Genomic DNA, 17850 nt, shown 5'->3' with positions numbered 1-17850 from the left:
GGTTGACGCTGTCGCTCTCCGCTCAGTGCGCCGGACCGGGCGGCACCCGCTGAGATCGGTGGCGGCGCCCGGGCGCTGTACCTGGACGTCACCGGTCCGGGCGGCACAGACCCCGCGTTTGACCTCAAGCGCTTGAGGTGTGTTTCGCTGACCGCATGGCAGTTTTGACCATCCATGAGGTGTCCCGGCGCAGCGGGCTGAGTGAGCCGACCCTGCGCTACTACGAGGAGGTCGGGCTGGTCGGCCCGATCGACCGTGACGAGAACAGCGGGCACAGGCGTTACCGCGACGAGGATCTTCACGTGATCGAGGCGCTGGCTTGCCTTCGCGCGGTCGGCGTGAGCATCGAAGACATGCGCACCTACCTGACGAACCGGACCCGCGGGCGGGTGGCGGCGGCCGAACAGCGCGATCTGCTGCTGCGTCACGCGGAGCGCATCGAGGCCGAGATCCTCGCCCAGCATGCCCGGCTGGCCTATCTGCGGGAGAAAGCGGCGCTGTGGGACGCTCGCGACCGCGGCGACACGGCCGCGGAGTCCGAGGCGATGCGGCGTTCCATCGATGCGGCCGGTCGCTTGGGGGTGCTGTGATGAGCCGGGTCCTGGTCACCGGCGGGGCCGGCTACGTGGGGACGCACCTGATCGCCGCACTGCTGCGGGCCGGGAGACCGGTACGCGCCACGGTGCGCCGGACGACTCAGGAGGCCGAGCTGCGTGCGGCGGTGCGCCGCGGCGACGCCGACGACGCCGGCCTGGAGATCGTCACCGCCGACCTGATGGCCGACGACGGCTGGCCCGCCGCGGTGGCCGGGTGCGAGGAGGTTCATCATGTCGCCTCGCCCATCCCGGTCACCCAGCCCGAGAACCCTGACGAGCTGATCGTCCCCGCCCGGGAGGGCACGTTGCGGGTGCTGCGTGCCGCGCGCGACGCGGGTGCCCGGCGCGTCGTGCTCACCTCATCCTTCGCCGCGGTCGGATACACGCCCAAGCCGGGCGCCGAGTTCACCGAAGACGATTGGACCGATCCCGACACGCCGGGCCTGGCGCCGTACCCGCGTTCCAAGGCGATCGCCGAGCGGGCCGCATGGGCCCTGATGGAGCGCGACGGCGGAGACACCGAACTCGTCGTGGTCAACCCGACGGCCATCTTCGGGCCCACCCTCACGACCGGCCTGCGCTCCTCGACGCAGCTGATCAAGGCGATGCTCGACGGAACGATGAGCCTCGCGCCCCGCCAGCGCTTCGGCGTCGTCGACGTGCGCGACGTGGCCGACCTGCACCTTCGCGCCATGGCGGAGCCCAAAGCCGCGGGCAAGCGCTTCCTGGCCGTCGCCGACGGCGCGACGCTGAGCTTCCTGGAGGTGGCCCAGATCCTGCGCCGACGGCTCGGCCCGGCGGGCGCACGCGTACCCACGCAGGAGGTGCCGGGGGAGGACCCGCCACGGCCGATCATCCACAACGACCGGGCCCGCAGCGAGCTCGGCTGGCGTCCGCGGCCCGCCGAGACGACGATCGTGCAGACGGCGCAGAGCCTGCGCGACCTCGGCCTGGTGTAGGCGACGGAACCGACCATCGCCGGGGTTCCGCACGGGCGGCACGGTCCGCGGGCCCGCCCGTCGTCCGGCTGCCTGCCTGGCACTGCCGGTCCCAGGGAGCTCTCGCCTAGGGCAGGGACGCCCCCTGCACGGCCTGGATGTCCAGCTCCACCTTCAGCGTCGACCCGATCAGGTTGACCCCGGCCCGCACGACCTGGTTGTACGTCATCGCGAAGTCCTCGCGGCGCAGCTCCGTCTCGGCCCGGAACGCCGCCCGCAGGCCGCCCCACGGGTCGGGGCCGGTGCCGAGGTAGGCCAGGTCGAGGTCGACGGGCCGCTGCACCCCGGCGAGCGTCAGCGTCCCGTGCACGATCCACCGGTCGGGGCCCGCGGGCGTGAGCCCGGCGCTGCGGTAGGAGATCATCCGGTACGCGGCGGCGTTCAGGAAGTCGGCCGAGCGGAGATGGTCGTCGCGGATGCCGTTCCCCGTCTCGATCGAGGCGGCCACGATGTCGGCGGCCACCGACGAGGTCTCCGGGTCCGTGCCGACCTCGATCCGCCCGGCGAACTGGGTGAACCGTCCCCGTACGGTGCTGAGCCCCAGATGCTGGGCGGTCGCCGCGATCGTGCAGTGGGCCGGGTCGAGCGTCCAGATCCCGGGCGGGGGAAGGTCGACGCCGCCCTGCCGGGCCAGCACCACCGTGCCCAGCTCGGCGGCGCCGGACCCGGTCGCGATCGCCGTCATCGCGGCCGGTGTGTATCCGGCCGCGGTGGCGACGGCCGTGTAGACGCCGGGCGCCAGCGGGCCGGTCGACACGACGCCCTCGGCGTCGGCCTCGGCCCGCGCGACCTGCTGCCCGGTCAGGTCGGTCACCGTGACGATCGCGTGCTGCACGGCCCACCCGTCCTTGGTGCGGATCAGGGCGTGCAGGCCCCGGCGGGCGGCCGGGGCGCTCTGCCGGTCCCCCGGAGTGCCCCGCTCGGTCTGCCGGCCCGCCGGGGCGCTCTGAGGGCTCCCCGGAGCGCTCCGCTCGGTCTGCCGGCTCGCCGTGGCGTTCCGCCCGGCCTGCTCTTGGCTGGTGTACATGGTGCTCCTGCTCTCCCTGCTTTCCTTGCTCGTCCCTTCGAGCGGTCGTCGCGGTGTCGGGTGTCAGTCGGCGTGGACCAGCCACAGGTCGCGGTCGTCGTCGTCGCGGCCGTTGATGCTCACGGTGTCCGCCACGGGCGGGTATCCGGTGGCGATGAGCGTGTACTGGCCGCCGGTCAGGTCGGCGAAGGCGTACGCGCCGTCCTCGCCGGTCGTCGTGGTGCCGACCACGTTCCCGGCCGCGTCCAGCAGCGTCACCCGCGCGTCGTTCAGCGGGCCGCCGTCGCCCACCCGTACGGTGCCGCGGATCCGGGCGCCGGGCCGCAGCTCGACGTCCTGCCTGGTCTGGCCGGCGCCGGCAACCTCGACCGGGACGGCGGCCGGGCGGAAGGAGTCCGCGCTGACCGCGAGCGTGTAGCCGCCCGAGGTCACGCCGGACAGGCTGTAGGAGCCCTCCCCGTCGGTCGCGCCCGTGGTGACGACCTCGCCGCGGACGTCGGTCAGCACGACGACCGCCCCGGGCACCGGCTTGCCCTCCAGGTCGCGCACCACTCCGGTCAGCTTGTTCGAGCCGGTGAGGATCAGGTTGAAGTCGACCGGCCGGTCGCCCACGACGAGGGTGGCCACCTGCGGGTCGCGCTCGGCGGCCGACGCGATCAGGACGTAGGTGCCCATGCCGGGCGTCCAGATGGCGTACCCGCCGTCGGCCAGGGTCACCGCCCGGGAGAGCTGGTGGCCACGCGAGTCGATCAGCGTCAGCGTGGCGTGGCCGACCCCGTGGCCGTCGTCGCCGCTGACGATGCCGCGGATCTCGACGCCGCCGTCCGGCGCGTCCGTCCAGGCGGTGCCCACCGGCGCGTACGCGGGCTCATCCACGTGCGCCGGCCCGTGCGCGGAACCGTGCGGGGAAGGCGCCGGGGCGGCGGCGTGCGCCGTGGTGGGGGCGGCGGCGCTCCGGCGCGGGAGGAAGGCGGCCAGGACGAAGGCGAGGAGGGCGGCTCCGGCGCCGATGCCCATGACGACGCGGAAGCCGTCCTCGGAGGGGAGGGCGACGGGGCCGAACGTGGTGGTCATCTGCGACAGGACGACGCCCGCCACGGCGCTGGAGACGGAGGTGCCGACGGCGCGCATGAGGGTGTTGAGGCTGTTGGCGGCGGCCGTCTCGGACACCGGCACGGCCCCCATGACGAGGGCGGGCATGGAGGCGTAGGCGAATCCGATGCCGGCCCCGATGATGCAGGAGACCAGGACGAGGTGCCAGAGCTCGGACATCAGCCCGATGTTGAGCGCGTAACCGGCGGCGACGATGACGGCGCCGATCATCAGCGTGACCTTGGGCCCCCTGGCCGCGGACAGGCGGGCCGACAGCGGCGCCAGCACCATCATCACCAGGCCGGACGGCGCCATCACCAGGCCCACCGCCAGCATCGACTGGCCCAGTCCGTAGCCGGTGGCCTCCGGCAGCTGCAGCAGCTGCGGCAGCACCAGGGACATGGCGAACATCGAGAAGCCCATCATGGTGGAGGCGAGGTTGGTGAACAGCACCTGACGCCGCGCGGTGGTGCGCAGGTCCACCATCGGCTCGCGGGTGCTCAGCTCCCACCAGCCCCACAGCAGCAGCACCACGACCGCCGCGGCGAACAGGCCGATCGTGAGCGGGTCGCCCCAGCCCCAACTGGCGCCCTTGGAGATCGCCAGGAGCAGGCACACCAGCGCGGCCGACAGCCCGACGGCGCCGACCAGGTCGAAGCGCCCGCCGCTGCGTACCGCGGACTCGGGCACGAGGGCCAGCACCAGGACCAGGGCCACAACGCCGAGCCCGGCCGCGGTCCAGAACAGCACGTGCCAGTCGGCGTTCTCGGCGATGAGGGCGGCGGCGGGCAGGCCCAGGGCGCCGCCCACGCCGAGCGAGGCGCTCATGAGCGCGGTCGCGGAGCCGAGCCGTTCGGCGGGCAGCTCGTCGCGCATGATGCTGATGCCGAGCGGGATCACGCCGGAGGCCAGGCCCTGCAGGGCCCGCCCGACGATCATGGGCGTCAGGGAGTCGCTGAAGGCGCACACGACCGACCCGGCGACGAGCAGGATCAGGCTGAGCAGGAGCATGCGCCGCTTGCCGAACATGTCGCCCAGCCGTCCCACCACCGGTGTGGCGACCGCGCTGGCGAGCAGGGTGGCGGTGATCGCCCAGGTGGCGTCGGACGCCGGAGCTCCCAGGAGCTTGGGCAGCTCGGGAACCAGCGGGATCACCAGGGTCTGCATCAACGACACCACGATCCCGGCGAAGGCGAGCACCACCACGAAGGTGCTCGACCGCGGGGGGTCGGCCGCGTGGGCGCGGCGGGCGGGGATGTTGGCCATGCGAGGTCTCCGTTGCGGGGTTGAGGGAAGCAAACGACGAGGTATTAGTAAATCAGTCGCTTGACTTAAGGCTAACAGCGTCGATTTACTGAACACAACCGACGGTCAGGCCCCTGAAGGAGGTCCTCGTGAGCAGGCGTGACGTTCCGGTACGGTGGTGCCGATGACCGGCAAGACCGTACGCGCCGAGCGCGCCGGAGTGACCCGCGAGCGGATTCTCGCGGCGGCGGAGCAGCTGTTCGCCGAGCACGGCGTGCTCGCCGTCTCCAACCGTCAGGTCAGCGAGGCCGCCGGGCAGGGCAACAACGCCGCCGTCGGCTACCACTTCGGCACCAAGACCCACCTCGTACGCGCGATCGCCCGCAAGCACGCCGAGCCGGTCGAGCGGATCCGTGAGCGGATGGTGGCCGAGCTCGGCGACTCCGCCGACGTGCGCGACTGGGTCGCCTGCATGGTGCGCCCGGTCACCGAGCATCTGGCGGACCTCGGCTCCCCCACCTGGTACGCCCGCTTCGTCGCCCAGGTGATGACCGACCCCGCGCTCCGCGCGATCATGGGTGACGAGACCCGCTCCTCCCCCTCGCTGCGGCAGACCGTCGAGGGGTTCAACCGGTGCCTGCCCGAGCTGCCCGCCGAGGTGCGGGCCGAGCGCGGCGACATGGCCCGCCAGCTGATCGTGCTCACGTGCGCCGACCGCGAGCGCGCGCTCGCCGAAGGCGCCCCCACCCCCCGTACCACCTGGCACGACGCCGCGACCGGCCTGATCGACGCGCTCGTCGGGATGTGGCTCGCGCCCGTCACGCGCGAGCCCTGACGGGCGCCCCTGCGACTCGCGCCGCGATTTGGGCGGAAGTTCCGGTTCGGTTCATGGTCCGGTCGGCTTCGCTCATGAGGATCAAGGCAGCAAGGTTCCTTGATGAGGAGAAGTCGATGCGCCCCCTGACCTCGCTGGCGTCCGCAGCGCTGACGATCGGCCTGTTCGGTGCCCTGGTCCCACCGGCGACCGCGCAAGACCTGCCCGCCGTCGAGCCGCGGGTCGAGACCCCGCCGCTGTTCGACGACGAGACCGGCGGCAATGCCAACGGCGACGACCCGGCGATCTGGGTCCACCCCGCCTCTCCGGCGGAGAGCCTGATCGCGACCACCGCCAAGGAGGGCGGTCTGTACCTCTACGACCTGGACGGCAGGCAGCTCCAGCACCTGCCCGCACCGGCCGCGCCGGGTCAGGACGACGAGCCGGGCCGGCTGAACAACGTGGACGTCGTCTACGGGCACGCGTCCAAGGCGGGCCGGTCGGACGTCTTCGTCGCCTCCGACCGTGGTTCCGACAAGCTGCGCGTCTACCGGATCAATCCGGCGAGAGCGGGCCAGAACCGGCAGCCGCTCACCGACGTCACCGACCCCGCCGCGCCGTTCGTCTTCAACGCGACCCAGGCGGAGGTGAACGACGCCGAGACCGTGTACGGCCTCGCGACGTGGAAGCGGGGCTCGGGCACCTACGTCCTGGTCAGCCGCCGGCACACCACGCGGCTCGCGCTGCTGAAGCTCACCGACGCCCCTGGCGGCAAGATCGGCTACACGACGCTCCGGACCATCGATCTCCCGTCGAGCTTCACCCTCCCGAACGGCCAGAGCTGGAGCCCGTGCGACGAGCCGGGCGTGGGCCCGCAGATCGAAGGCATGGTGGTCGATGCCCAGACCGGCACGCTCTACGCGGCCCAGGAGGACGTCGGCATTTGGCGCGTCTCCGGCGATCTCACCGGTTCACCGAAGCTGGTCGACCGTGTCGGCGAGTACGGCGTACCGGCCACCTACGACCCCGCCACCGAGGAGTGCTCCCCCGGAGCCGACCCCGGATACGGCGGCGACAACCTGACGGCCGACGCCGAGGGCCTCACCATCTATTACGGCAAGGACGGCAAGGGCTACCTGATCGCCTCCAGCCAGGGCAGCGACACCTTCGCCGTCTATGACCGCAGAGGTGACAACGCCTACCTCGGCTCCTTCCGCGTCGGCGAGAGCGGCGGCATCGACGGTGTGCAGGGCAGCGACGGGACGATGGTCATCAACGTGCCGCTCGGCCGCCGGTTCCCCAAGGGCCTGTTCGTCACCCACGACGGCGCCAACACCCCCGAGGCGACGGATCCGGAGGGCGAGGTGCGCGAGAACACCGACTTCAAGTATGTGAAGTGGGATGACATCGCTCGCCGCCTCGGGCTGGACGTCGACGTCGCAGGCTGGAACCCGCGCGGCTGACGTGAACGGGTCGCCGGATCACTCCGGCGACCCATTCAGGCTTTTCCGGGTCAGGTCCGGAACGGGCCGGTCACGCAGTAGGTGATGCCGCCGGACGACGACCCCGAGGTGCCGCGCTGGGAGGAGAAGTACAGCCGGTTGCCCGCGGGGTTGAAGGCCGGGCCGGTGATCTCCGACGAGCTCTGGCCGCCGATCCGCAGGAACGCGGAGATCTTGTCGTCGGGAGTGATCAGGCAGATCTCCATGTTGCCGCCGTCCTCGGCCACGTACAGGTCGCCGTAGGTGGAGCCGGTGACGTTGTCGACGCCGGTGAGCGGCGGGGTGCCGGGGCTGACGAGGCTGTCGTCATAGGCGAGTTCGTAGGTGTTGCCGGCCAGGTTGACCTGCCACACCCGGTTGTCGCCCTTCGTGGTGAACCAGACCGTGTCGTCGGCGTAGTGGCAGCCCTCGCCGCCGTTGAACGACTTGGAGCCGGACACCTGGCTGCGCGTCGCCGTCGGCGAGCCGTCCGGGTCCGGGACGTTCGCCCAGGTGAACGAGCCCGACGTGGCCGATCCCGCCACCAGCACCTGGAGGGTGCCGGAGGACAGGTCGCCCCACGTCGTGGGGACGAACCGGTAGAAACGCCCGTTGGTCTCGTCCTCGGTGAGGTAGATCACCTGCCGTACGGGGTCGGCCGCGGCGGCCTCGTGCTTGAAGCGGCCCATCGCGGGCCGCTGCACGGCGGTGCCGCCGAACGGGTAGGTCTCGTAGACGAAGCCCAGGCTGACCTCCTCGCACGACAGCCACGTGTTCCAGGGCGTCTTACCGCCCGCGCAGTTCTGCCGGGTGCCGGACAGGATCCGGTTCGCCGAGGTGACGGCTCCGCCGGAGTCGAAACGGATGGCCGAGGCGCCGCCGCCGGGGTTGATCTCGGAGTTGGAGACATAGATCCAGCCGCTGCCGTCGGCGAAGCAGGCGCCTCCGTCAGGGGCGTTGTGCCAGGTGTAGGACGTGCCCGGGACGGACTGGCCGGAGCGGGCGATCACCTGGCTGGTGAAGCCGGCCGGCAGCTGGATGCCGTTGGCGTCGGCGGCCTGCAGCGGGCCGTAGGGACCGGGGGCGTTCTGCGCCGGTGCGGCCAGGGCGGCGCCCTGCCACAGACTGCCGGAGAAGGCGACGGTGCTCGCGCCGAGCACGGTCGCGCGCAGGAAATTACGGCGTTCCATCGACGAAACCTCCTTGAGGGGGTGCGGCCTCGCCGACAGTATGTCGATCAAACCGACATTCGCCCGTCAGAGAAGTTAACGGGAATAGTGCGCTGGATCACATTCCCGTGCCCGGCGTGGCGTCGCACCCGCCGATGGTCTGAACTGGGTGGGGACAGCCGCACGACGGGGGAAGGCCGATGACCGCGGGCCGGGTCGACATCATCGAGCAGGGCCCGCGCAGGCCACGCCGGGCAGGGATCGCGGTCCTGGTCGCTCTCGCGGCGGTGTCGCTCATCGGGTCGCTCATCGGGTCGCTCATCGGGATTCTCACGAGCCGGGACACGAGCCGCCCCGCGCCGGAGCCGCCGGAGCCGGAGCCGGTGCGCGAGGCGATCACGGTGAATCCCAACGCCGTCTACCCGGAGGCGAGCGGGACGGGCGGGACCAGGACGTTGCGGGTCACGTTCCCCGACGGGTCGCGGGCGGAGGTGACCTACCCGGCCGGCCTGAACCTGGCCTCGCTGGGGGCCCGGCCGTACACCAGCGGCACCCTCACCGGCGCCGGCAAGGCGGAGGGGCACCGGTCCCTCACCGGCGCCGGGAAGGGCGGGGAGTTCCGCTCCCTGACCGCCCCGCTGTACGGCGAGGCCGAGACCGCCGCCGGCCGGCCGATGATCCGCCGCCTCACCGGCGACGTCACTCTCTGGCCCGGGCCACTCGGGGTGGACACCGCCGGCCCGGTCCTGCTCTTCGCGTTCGGCGACTGGCGGATCGCGCTGCAGGACGAGCGGGCCGGGATGACCTTCGAGCAGCGGCGGGCCTGGGCGCAGAACCTGCGCGGCACGCTCACCCCCGACGGCTTCCTCACCCTGTCGGCCGGCGGGCCGCTGCGCCTGTCGCGCCCCGGCGAGGTCCGCGACGGCGTGCTCGTCGGCCCGCAGCTGTGGCTCGGCGGGCTGAGCCGCCGCATGCTGGTGCTGGCCCCGGTCCCCGACTGCGAACGGCAGGGCCCGGTGTCCGTCGCCCTCGACCCGCGCCACGCCATCTCGGGCAGCGCCTGCCGCGCGGGCTTCTACCTGGCCGCCTCGGGTGACGAGAGCTTCGTGCGGAGCGCGCTCCGGGACGTCCGCGTCCGAGCCATCTGAGCGCGGAAACGCTTTCACGCAGCATGAAACTTTCAGCGGGCATCCCCGGCCCAGCAGGCCCGTCGCCCCGCTCCCACCACGCCACTGACAGCCGACCTTGACGCTCCCAGACTCGATTCTTACGGTTAAACCGCTTTAACCCTAGGAAGGGGAAGTCGGTCATGGCAGACATGCGCACGTCCGTACCCGCCGAGCTGAGCAGGCGCGCGGTCCTCCTCGGCGCCGGCGCGCTCGCACTGGGCGCGGGCACGGGAACGCCGGAGGCTCAGGCGGCGACCTTCGTCAAGGGCGCCGACATCAGCTGGATGCCGCAGATGGAGGCGCAGGGCCGGAGCTGGCGCAACGGCGCCGGGACCGCCCAGGACCTGTTCACCATCCTCAAGGGGTACGGCATCACCGCCATCCGCCTGCGTACCTGGGTCAACCCCTCCGGCGACCCGGTGCACGGCCACTGTGCCGTCGAGGAGACGGCCGCGATGGCCGTACGCTGCAAGAACGCGGGGCTGTCCGTGCTCATCGACTATCACTTCGGCGACACCTGGAACTCGGTCGGGGTGCAGAACCCGCCCGCCGCCTGGGCCTCGATGAGCTACAGCCAGATGCTGGACGCGATGTACGACTACGTCTACCACACCATGAACGTGATCAAGTACAACAACGTCACGCCCGCATGGGTGCAGATCGGCAACGAGACCAACTCCGGCATCTGCAAACCGGTCGGGAGCATCAGCCGCCCCGCCCAGATGACCGGCCTGCTCAACGCCGCCTACGACATGGTCAAGCACGTCTTCCCGGCCACGCCCGTGCTGGTGCACCTGGCCCAGCCGCAGAACCTCGGCAGCGTCCAGAACTTCCTCAACGCCTACCGGGACAACGGCGGCCGATGGGACATCACCGGCCTGTCCTCCTACGCCCAGGGCGGCAACGTGGCCCCGGTGCTGGACAACATGCACACCATCCAGAGCACGTACGGCAAACCGGTCATGCACGTCGAGTACGGCGGGCCGCTGAACAAGCCCACGCAGGTACGCGACTCGCTCCGCGCCTTCATCACCGGCCTGAAGAGCTTCGGCGGCCTCGGCACGTTCTACTGGGAGCCCGAGGTCTACTCGCCGTTCGCGACCTACGGCAGCGGGGCATGGGACCCCGCCACCCTGCGGCCCACCGCCGCCATGGACGGATTCCTCAACGTCTGACCCGGCAGGAGAAGACCCATGGGACAAGCGATCGAACCCGCCTCCGGCGTGCGCAGGAGGACGGTGCTGGCCGCCGCCGGCGCCCTGGCGCTGGGCGCCGCCGGGCTCACCCGCGCCGACGAGGCGACCGCCGCGACGGCGAGCGGCCGCGTGGTCTACAACCTCAACCCGGACTGGCGGTTCGTCAAGCAGGACGACGTGGCGAACGCGCAGGCGCCCTCGTTCGACGACTCGGCATGGGCGGCCGTGAGCGTCCCGCACACCTTCAACGACGTGGACTCCTTCGACAACTACATCACCAGCTCCGGCGAGTCCGCCGTCGCGATGCAGCCGGTCTGGTACCGCAAACGGTTCACCCTCCCGGCCGCGCACGCCGGGCAGAAGGTGCTGCTGGAGTTCGAGGGCGTCCGGCAGGCGGCCACGGTCTACGTCAACGGCACTCAGGTGGGCCTGTACGAGTACGGCGTCACGCCGTTCGGCTTCGACATCACCGGCCAGGTGCTCTTCGGCGCCGAGAACGTGATCGCGGTCAAGGCCGACAACACCAAATGGCGGCCCGAGCAGTCCACCGGCACGGCCTTCCAGTGGGACACCCGCGACTTCAACCCCACCTACGGCGGGCTGACCCGCAACGTGCGCATGTACGTGCTGCCCAGGACGTACTTCACGCTGCCGCTCTACACCAACCTGCGGACCGTCGGCACGTACGTCTACCCGAGCGTCGTGAACGTCTCCGGCGCGACGGCGACCGTCAACGTCGAGGCCCAGGTCCGCAACGAGCAGACCTCCGCCCGCACCGTCACGGTCTCCGCGAACGTCGTCCAGGCCGACGGCCAGGTCCGCGCCACCATCACCGGATCGCCGGTCACGCTGGCCGCCGGGCAGACGCAGATCGTCAAGCTGTCGCAGCGGATCAGCCAGTTGCGTTTCTGGGAACCCGGCCGGCCCTACCTCTACACCGTGGAGGTGGTCCTCTCGGAGGGCGGTACCGTGCTGGACGCGTACCCGATCGTCACCGGGTTCCGGAAGGCGGAGTTCAAGGGCGGGACCAGCGGCGGCGGCGTCCACATCAACGACAAGCACGTCTTCCTCACCGGCTATGCCGTCCGCGCCACCAACGAGTGGGCCGCCATCGGCGCGGCCGTGCCGGAATGGATGACGCACCTCGACGGCGAGATGATCCGCGACAGCAACGCCAACCTGATCCGCTGGATGCACGTCGCCACCACCCCGGCGAACATCCGCATGACCGACCGGTACGGCATCGTCTCCGTCCAGCCCGCGGGCGACAAGGAGTCCGACGCCACCGGCCGGCAGTGGGAGCAGCGGGTCGAGCTCATGCGCGACGTGCTCATCTACTTCCGCAACAGCCCCAGCATCCTGTTCTGGGAGGCCGGCAACAACTGGATCACCGCCGATCACATGCGCCAGGTGACCGATCTGCGCAAGACCTGGGACCCGAACGGCGGCCGGGCGATGGGCTGCCGCGCCATCTCCGACGACTCCGCGTACGGCGGGACCGCGGCGGTGGACGCCGCCGAATACGTCGGCACCATGCTCAACCGGCACTATTCGGCCTACGCCCGTGATCGCAAGCCCATCATCGAGTGCGAGTACACGCGGGACGAGGCGCCGCGGCGCGTCTGGGACAACTACTCTCCCCCGGACTTCGGCTACGTGACCGGCCCGGACGTCACCTACCACCTGACCTCCGAGGACTTCGCCGGCCCGCACGCCGCCGCCACCCGCTACGAGTTCTGGGGGCAGCGCATCCAGGGGCCCGGCGATCGCCGCTACTCCGGCGCCGCCGCCCTCGTCTGGGCCGACTCCAACCAGCACGGCCGCCAGTACAACTGGGAGTGCGCCCGGCTGTCCGGCCGGGTCGACGCGGTCCGCATCCCCAAGGAGTCGCTGCACACCTTCCGCGTCATGCAGAGCCCCATCCCGGACATCCACATCATCGGGCACTGGACCTACCCCGCCGGCACCGCCAAGACCGTGTACGTCATGGCCTCCTCCCACGTCCGCCGCGTGCGGCTGCTCGTCAACGGCGCCCAGGTGGGCGACGACACCTCCGCGACCCAGGACTTCCTGTACTCCTTCGCCGGGGTCGGCTGGCAGTCCGGCACGATCACCGCCGTCGGCTACGACGCGGCCGGTCAGGAGATCGTCCGCGCCTCCAAGACGACCACCGGCGCGGCCACCGCGCTCCGGCTGACGCCGCGCACCGCGCCCGGCGGATTACGCGCGGACGGCAGCGACATCGCCTTCTTCGACGTCGAGGCCGTGGACGCGCAGGGCCGCCGGATGCCCACCCACCAGGCCCGGGTCGACTTCACGCTCACCGGCCCGGCCGCCTTCCTGGGCGGCTTCAACCCGGGCAAACCGGGCAGCGTCCACAAGCCCTACCTCGACACCGAGGCCGGGGTGAACCGGGTCTTCATCCGGGCCTCCCGCACGCCGGGCACCATCGCCCTGCGCGCCACCGCCACCGGCCTGACCGCCGCCACCGCGAGCGTCACGTCCGTCTCGTTCGCCGTGACCGCCGGCCTGACCACCCAGCTGCCCGCCACGTACTGACCGGCGCCGCGACTCGGTCAGGCGCCGGTGAGATAGTTCTTGATCCCCTTCGCCAGCGAGTCGGCGATGCGCTTGCGGAAGGCGACGTCGGTCATCTTGGCGGCGTCGCCCGCGTTGCGCATGTTGCCGCACTCGATGAACACGACCGGCCGCGTCGACAGGTTGAGCCCGCCCAGGTCGGTGCGGGACCGCAGGCCGTCCTCGCCTCGGTAGTTCGCGTACGGCATGCCGGTGCCGTCCCGGTACGCGTCGCGGATCGCCAGCCCGAGCTTGCGGGACGGCTCGATGACCTCGTCGTTGCGCCCGGCGATCAGCCCGGGGGTGATCACGTGGAACCCGTGCCCGCTCGGCTTGCCGCTGTCGCCGTGGATGGACACCACCGCGTCCGCCCTGGCCTCGTTCCCGATGGCCGCCCGCTCGGTGACGCAGGGGCCGATGCCCTCGTCGTTGCTCCGGGTGAGCACGACCTGGGCTCCCATCGTCTCCAGGAGCGGCCTGAGGTGCTGGGTGACGCTCCAGGCGAAGGCGTTCTCCTCGTACCCGTCGGCGGTCTTGAAGCCGACGGCGTTACAGGCCTTGCTCTTGGTGATGATGTCGACCTGGCGGTCGACCTGCTCGGGGTGCGCGGCGTTCCCGCCGTTGTGGCCGGGGTCGAGCACCACGACCTTGCCCGCCAGCGGCCCCTTGCCCGTGCCCGGCGGCGCCGGGAGGCCCGCCCCGCCAGGGGCCGGCGCGGCGCCACCGCACCCACCGGACAACGCGGCCAGTACGGCTAGTGCCACGAATCCAGGTCGATGAACGCGCATGATCAGACCGTATCCGGCGATGACCCGTCACCACCGGGGATTCCGTGGGATGAGCAGCCCCCGGTTGAACGCCTCGGTGACGGCGGCGGCGCGGTCGTTCACCCCGAGCTTGGCGTAGATGTTCAGCAGGTGGGACGTGACGGTGGCCTCGGTGAGGAACAGCTTGGCCGCCGCCTCGCGGTTCGTGGCTCCGGCCGCCACCAGCTGCAGCACTTCGACCTCGCGCGGGCTGAGCGGCCCCGGGGCGGGCCGGCGTACCCGGCTCATGAGCAGGGCCGCCACCGACGGCGCGAGCACCGCCTCGCCCCGGGCCGCCGCCCGGACCGCGCGCAGCAGCTCGTCGCGGGGAGCGTCCTTGAGGAGGTATCCGGTGGCGCCGGCCTCGATCGCGGGGAGCACGTGGCTGTCGGTGTCGTACGTGGTCAGCACCAGCACGCGGGCCTCGCTGCCCCGCTCGGCGAGCTCCCTGGTCGCGCTCACCCCGTCCATGCCGGGCATCCGCAGGTCCATGAGGATCACGTCCGGACGCAGGGCCTGGGCCAGCCGGACCGCCTCGGCCCCGTCGGCGGCCTCGCCGAGCACCTCGAACTCCGGGTCCCGGCCGAACATGCCGGCGAGCCCGTCCCTGACCACCGGATGATCATCCACGATCAGCAGCCCGATCGGGCCGGCGGGGCGGCTCACGCGCTCACCTCCGCCCGCTCGGCGGGGACGCGGGCCGAGATGCCCGTGCCGGCGCCCGGCTCCGACTCGACCTGCAGCGTGCCGGACAGGCTCTCCATCCGCTGCCGCATCGCGATCAGGCCGAACCCGCCGCGATCGGCTCGGAATCCGTCGGCGGCGGCGTCCAGCAGCGCCGGGTCGAAGCCGCCGCCGTCGTCGCGGACGTCCAGGGCCGTCTCGTGCTCCAGGTACGACAGCGTCACCCCCACCCTGGTCGCCCGCGCGTGCTTGGCCACGTTGGCCAGGGCTTCCTGCGCGATCCTGAGCAACGCGGCCTCCGCCTCCGGCCGGATCGGCCGCGCCGTACCGGTCGTCGTGACCTGGACCGGGATCTCGTGCAGCGCCGACCAGCGCTCGGCGACGCCCGCCAGCGCCTCGCTCAGCATGGCCGACCGCAGCGGCTCTGGACGCAGCGCGTGCACCGACCGCCGCGCCTCCGACAGGCTCTCCCTGGCCAGCTTGGTCGCGGCGGCGACGTGCCCGCGCCAGGCCGCCGGATCGTCGCCGGCGTGCTCGGCCGCGCGCAGCTGGCTGACGATGCCGGTCAGCCCCTGCGCCAGGGTGTCGTGGATCTCCCGCGCCATCCGCTGCCGCTCGTCCTGTACGCCGGCGTTGCGCGCCTGCGCCAGCAGGCGTTCGTGCAGGGCCGCGTTCTCCGCCAGCGACGCCGCCAGCCTGCGGTTCGCCTCACGGGCTTCCTGGAGCGCGCGCTCCCGCTCCTCGTTCTGCCGGGCGCCGCGCCGGGCGAACCAGGCGAAGGCGCACATGGGGAGGGCGTTCGCGGCCACGACGGCTCCGTAGGTGGCCAGGCCGGCGACCGTGGTCTTGTCCACGCCGTACGCCTGCGCCGTGCCCGCCACCACCGCCACCGCCCCGACGCCGACCGGCTGCCACGGCCAGCGCAGGAGCCGGAAGGCGTAGACGTACCCGGCGGGGGTGAAGGCCCCGAACCACGGGTCCCTGATCGCCAGGATCGCCATGAGCAGGATCAGCACCGCGCAGAACACCGCCATCACCGGCGCCCGCTCGCGCCAGGCGGGACGGAGCGTGAAGACGCCCAGCATCCACGCCGCCATCAGCGCGCACAGCACCAGGTCGACGATCAGGGACTCGCCCGCCGAGCCCTTGATGGCCACGGTGACACCGGTCAGCAGCGCCAGCAGCGCGTACGGCCCGACGGTCAACGCCACGGACCACCGTGCCGGCGGATCGCTCATCCGCGTCCTCCTCCCCGGCGCCTGCCCCCGGCGGACAATCTAGCCCGGATGCCGGTCAACCGGCCTGGGGAGGTTCGACGGCCAGCGCGTGCCGGAAGACGTTGCGCGGGTCCCACCGGGCCTTCACCCGCTGCAGGCGCGGGTAGTTGTCCTTGTAGTAGAGCGTCTGCGCGGGCACGCCCGAGGTGTTCCACGCCGGGTCGGCCAGGTCGGCGTCCGGGTAGTTGATGTAGGAGCCGTCATTGACCTCGCCGGGCACGGGCACGCCGCCGGTGCCGGCGTACACGTCGCGGTAGAACTCGCGGACCCAGGCGAGGTTGGCCCCGTCCTTCTTCTCCTCGTCCCAGACCGCCTGGTAGACCGCCTTCATGACCACGTCGCGCTGGGCGATCGCGGTGGCCCCGGGCGCCACCGCGCGGACCTGCCCGCCGTAGCCGACCAGCAGCATGCCGGCGCCCGGCCCGCCGGTCTCGTTCTCCAGGTTGCGGTAGACGGCCGCCAGCTGGGTCTCGGTGAACGAGCGGCGCAGGTAGCCGGCCTTGATCTTGTACCGCCGGGTGATCACGTCGCCCGGCTCGCCGCTGCCCGGCCAGGTCATCCGGTGCAGCCACGGCATCGTCCGCCGCTGGTCGTACACCGGGGTGAGATCGACCCCGTCCGTCACCGCCGACACGAAGCCGGTCACCATGTCGCCGGCGCCGGGCAGGTCCGCGTCGATCTGCGCGACCAGCATGACGGTCCCGCCGGAGCGGTGCGAGGGCTGGAGGAGCCCGTACAGCCCGGCGTAAGGGGAGCCGGGCGCGCTGTTGCGCTCGTGCCAGGTCCCGAAGTTACGCATCAGCCCGGTGAGCGCCTGCTCGGTCATGTGCTCCCAGGACCAGATGACCACGTGCTGCACCATCCGCCGCGGCGCCGGGGGCAGCAGCCGGGACGGGTCGGTGCCGGTCGGGCCGGGCGAGCGCAGCCAGTACCGGGTGACCACGCCGAAGTTGCCGCCGCCACCGCCGGTGTGGGCCCACCACAGGTCGTGGTTCGGGTCGTCCGGGTCGCGGGTGGCGACGACCGCGCGGGCGGTGCCGTCGCGGTCGACCACCACGACCTCCACGCCGTACAGGTGATCCACCACCGAGCCGTACCGCCGGGACAGCGCCCCGTACCCGCCGCCCGCGAAGTGCCCGCCGGCGCCCACCTCCGGGCAGCTGCCACCGGGGATCGTCACGCCCCAGCCGGTGAGCAGCGTCCGGTAGACGTGACCGAGGGTGGCGCCGGGTTGCACGGAGAACGCCCGCCGGCCGGCGTCGTAACCGACCGCGTCCATCGGGGACAGGTCCAGCAGCATCCGCACCGCCGGGTCGGCGGTGAAGTTCTCGAAGCAGTGACCGCCGCTGCGTACCGCGACCCGCCGGCCGGACCGCACCGCCTCCTGCACCGCGCGCACCACCTGCTCGGTCGACCCGGCCACGCGGATCTCGTCCGGGCGGCCTACGAAGCGGAAGTTGTTGCCGCGCAGCAGCTGGTCGTAGCGGATGTCGCCCGGACGTACGGTCACCGGCCCGAACGCCTCCGGCGCGGCCTGGGCCTCGGCGTCGCCCGTGCCCAGCAGGGTGACCGCCGCGGCGCCCGCACCGGCGAGCACCCCACGACGGCTCACCGCCGCGCCCGTATTTCCCTCGCTCGCTTCTGGCATGTGTTCTCGCTCCTTCCGACTGGCTAGGGGCCGTCAGCCTCTCAATCCGGCAGCGAGCCACACATCCGTCC

General features: G+C 72.0%; 14 protein-coding genes and 1 pseudogene. 7 read left to right on the top strand and 8 right to left on the bottom strand.

Annotated elements, in window-relative coordinates; genetic code table 11:
* Window positions 1-164: 164 nt before the first annotated feature.
* Together AB0J87_RS13215 and AB0J87_RS13210 are read left to right on the top strand one after the other, a co-directional pair.
* On the top strand, window positions 165-590 hold the full coding sequence (locus AB0J87_RS13215) for a MerR family transcriptional regulator (protein ID WP_363964911.1): 426 nt from the start codon (window positions 165-167) through the stop codon (window positions 588-590).
* Entirely contained in the window at window positions 590-1555 is a 966-nt protein-coding gene (locus AB0J87_RS13210) for an NAD-dependent epimerase/dehydratase family protein (RefSeq protein ID WP_363964909.1), read from the top strand. The genes AB0J87_RS13215 and AB0J87_RS13210 overlap by 1 nt, the downstream gene beginning before the upstream one ends.
* Before the next feature lie 106 nt (window positions 1556-1661).
* Here the strand turns inward: AB0J87_RS13210 and AB0J87_RS13205 are convergent, their stop codons facing one another.
* From AB0J87_RS13205 to AB0J87_RS13195, 3 genes and pseudogenes are all read right to left on the bottom strand, one after another.
* Window positions 1662-2621 carry a YceI family protein gene (locus AB0J87_RS13205; RefSeq protein ID WP_363964907.1) on the bottom strand — a complete coding sequence of 320 codons (960 nt, stop codon included), beginning with the start codon at window positions 2619-2621 and terminating at the stop codon, window positions 1662-1664.
* 63 nt (window positions 2622-2684) lie between these two features.
* Complete coding sequence (locus AB0J87_RS13200; protein ID WP_350738259.1) at window positions 2685-3296, bottom strand: carboxypeptidase-like regulatory domain-containing protein; 612 nt, start codon at window positions 3294-3296, stop codon at window positions 2685-2687.
* Between the two features lie 264 nt (window positions 3297-3560).
* Window positions 3561-4979 (bottom strand): annotated as a pseudogene (locus AB0J87_RS13195) (MFS transporter); the annotation flags it as partial.
* A 163-nt stretch (window positions 4980-5142) separates the two neighbouring features.
* On the opposite strand from AB0J87_RS13195, the gene AB0J87_RS13190 reads away from it, so the two are divergent.
* Both AB0J87_RS13190 and AB0J87_RS13185 read left to right on the top strand, forming a co-directional pair.
* Window positions 5143-5793: a TetR family transcriptional regulator gene (locus tag AB0J87_RS13190; RefSeq protein ID WP_363964905.1), complete on the top strand. Its 651-nt coding sequence runs from the start codon at window positions 5143-5145 to the stop codon at window positions 5791-5793.
* Between the two features lie 116 nt (window positions 5794-5909).
* Window positions 5910-7235: a phytase gene (locus AB0J87_RS13185; RefSeq protein WP_363964903.1), complete on the top strand. Its 1326-nt coding sequence runs from the start codon at window positions 5910-5912 to the stop codon at window positions 7233-7235.
* A gap of 50 nt (window positions 7236-7285) precedes the next feature.
* Here AB0J87_RS13185 and AB0J87_RS13180 read toward each other — a convergent pair whose 3' ends face one another.
* Window positions 7286-8443, bottom strand: a complete 1158-nt coding sequence (locus AB0J87_RS13180) for an alkaline phosphatase PhoX (protein WP_363964901.1) — start codon at window positions 8441-8443, stop codon at window positions 7286-7288.
* Window positions 8444-8622: 179 nt separating this feature from the next.
* Between AB0J87_RS13180 and AB0J87_RS13175 the strand changes: the two genes are divergently transcribed.
* The 3 genes from AB0J87_RS13175 to AB0J87_RS13165 all read left to right on the top strand — a co-directional run bounded on the left by AB0J87_RS13175 (window position 8623) and on the right by AB0J87_RS13165 (window position 13346).
* On the top strand, window positions 8623-9570 hold the full coding sequence (locus AB0J87_RS13175) for a hypothetical protein (protein WP_363964899.1): 948 nt from the start codon (window positions 8623-8625) through the stop codon (window positions 9568-9570).
* A 161-nt stretch (window positions 9571-9731) separates the two neighbouring features.
* The gene (locus AB0J87_RS13170) at window positions 9732-10766 is read left to right on the top strand and encodes a glycosyl hydrolase 53 family protein (protein ID WP_363964897.1); all 1035 of its coding nucleotides are present in this window, start codon (window positions 9732-9734) and stop codon (window positions 10764-10766) included.
* An 18-nt stretch (window positions 10767-10784) separates the two neighbouring features.
* Window positions 10785-13346 (top strand): sugar-binding domain-containing protein, encoded by a 2562-nt coding sequence (locus AB0J87_RS13165; RefSeq protein WP_363964895.1) that lies wholly within the window; start codon window positions 10785-10787, stop codon window positions 13344-13346.
* A gap of 17 nt (window positions 13347-13363) precedes the next feature.
* Here the strand turns inward: AB0J87_RS13165 and AB0J87_RS13160 are convergent, their stop codons facing one another.
* From AB0J87_RS13160 to AB0J87_RS13145, 4 genes are read right to left on the bottom strand one after another with little or no spacing between them, the layout of a single operon-like run.
* Window positions 13364-14152 (bottom strand): N-acetylmuramoyl-L-alanine amidase, encoded by a 789-nt coding sequence (locus AB0J87_RS13160; protein WP_363964894.1) that lies wholly within the window; start codon window positions 14150-14152, stop codon window positions 13364-13366.
* 27 nt (window positions 14153-14179) lie between these two features.
* Window positions 14180-14836, bottom strand: a complete 657-nt coding sequence (locus AB0J87_RS13155; protein WP_363964892.1) for a response regulator transcription factor — start codon at window positions 14834-14836, stop codon at window positions 14180-14182.
* Window positions 14833-16092 (bottom strand): sensor histidine kinase, encoded by a 1260-nt coding sequence (locus tag AB0J87_RS13150; RefSeq protein ID WP_363964890.1) that lies wholly within the window; start codon window positions 16090-16092, stop codon window positions 14833-14835. Before AB0J87_RS13150 ends, AB0J87_RS13155 begins: the two co-directional genes overlap by 4 nt.
* Before the next feature lie 55 nt (window positions 16093-16147).
* Window positions 16148-17779: an FAD-binding protein gene (locus tag AB0J87_RS13145; protein WP_363964888.1), complete on the bottom strand. Its 1632-nt coding sequence runs from the start codon at window positions 17777-17779 to the stop codon at window positions 16148-16150.
* Window positions 17780-17850 lie beyond the last annotated feature (71 nt).

This window comes from Nonomuraea sp. NPDC049625, assembly GCF_040675285.1.
Taxonomy (GTDB): Bacteria; Actinomycetota; Actinomycetes; order Streptosporangiales; family Streptosporangiaceae; genus Nonomuraea; species Nonomuraea angiospora_A.
This window is presented reverse-complemented; position numbering and strand designations above follow the sequence as displayed.

Coding starts and splice junctions, on each gene's coding strand:
- AB0J87_RS13210 (WP_363964909.1), top strand. CDS start 590: ATGAGCCGGGTCCTGGTCACCGGCGGGGCCGGCTACGTGGGGACGCAC.
- AB0J87_RS13205 (WP_363964907.1), bottom strand. CDS start 2,621: ATGTACACCAGCCAAGAGCAGGCCGGGCGGAACGCCACGGCGAGCCGG.
- AB0J87_RS13200 (WP_350738259.1), bottom strand. CDS start 3,296: ATGGGCACCTACGTCCTGATCGCGTCGGCCGCCGAGCGCGACCCGCAG.
- AB0J87_RS13190 (WP_363964905.1), top strand. CDS start 5,143: ATGACCGGCAAGACCGTACGCGCCGAGCGCGCCGGAGTGACCCGCGAG.
- AB0J87_RS13185 (WP_363964903.1), top strand. CDS start 5,910: ATGCGCCCCCTGACCTCGCTGGCGTCCGCAGCGCTGACGATCGGCCTG.
- AB0J87_RS13180 (WP_363964901.1), bottom strand. CDS start 8,443: ATGGAACGCCGTAATTTCCTGCGCGCGACCGTGCTCGGCGCGAGCACC.
- AB0J87_RS13175 (WP_363964899.1), top strand. CDS start 8,623: ATGACCGCGGGCCGGGTCGACATCATCGAGCAGGGCCCGCGCAGGCCA.
- AB0J87_RS13170 (WP_363964897.1), top strand. CDS start 9,732: ATGGCAGACATGCGCACGTCCGTACCCGCCGAGCTGAGCAGGCGCGCG.
- AB0J87_RS13165 (WP_363964895.1), top strand. CDS start 10,785: ATGGGACAAGCGATCGAACCCGCCTCCGGCGTGCGCAGGAGGACGGTG.
- AB0J87_RS13160 (WP_363964894.1), bottom strand. CDS start 14,152: ATGCGCGTTCATCGACCTGGATTCGTGGCACTAGCCGTACTGGCCGCG.
- AB0J87_RS13150 (WP_363964890.1), bottom strand. CDS start 16,092: ATGAGCGATCCGCCGGCACGGTGGTCCGTGGCGTTGACCGTCGGGCCG.
- AB0J87_RS13145 (WP_363964888.1), bottom strand. CDS start 17,779: ATGCCAGAAGCGAGCGAGGGAAATACGGGCGCGGCGGTGAGCCGTCGT.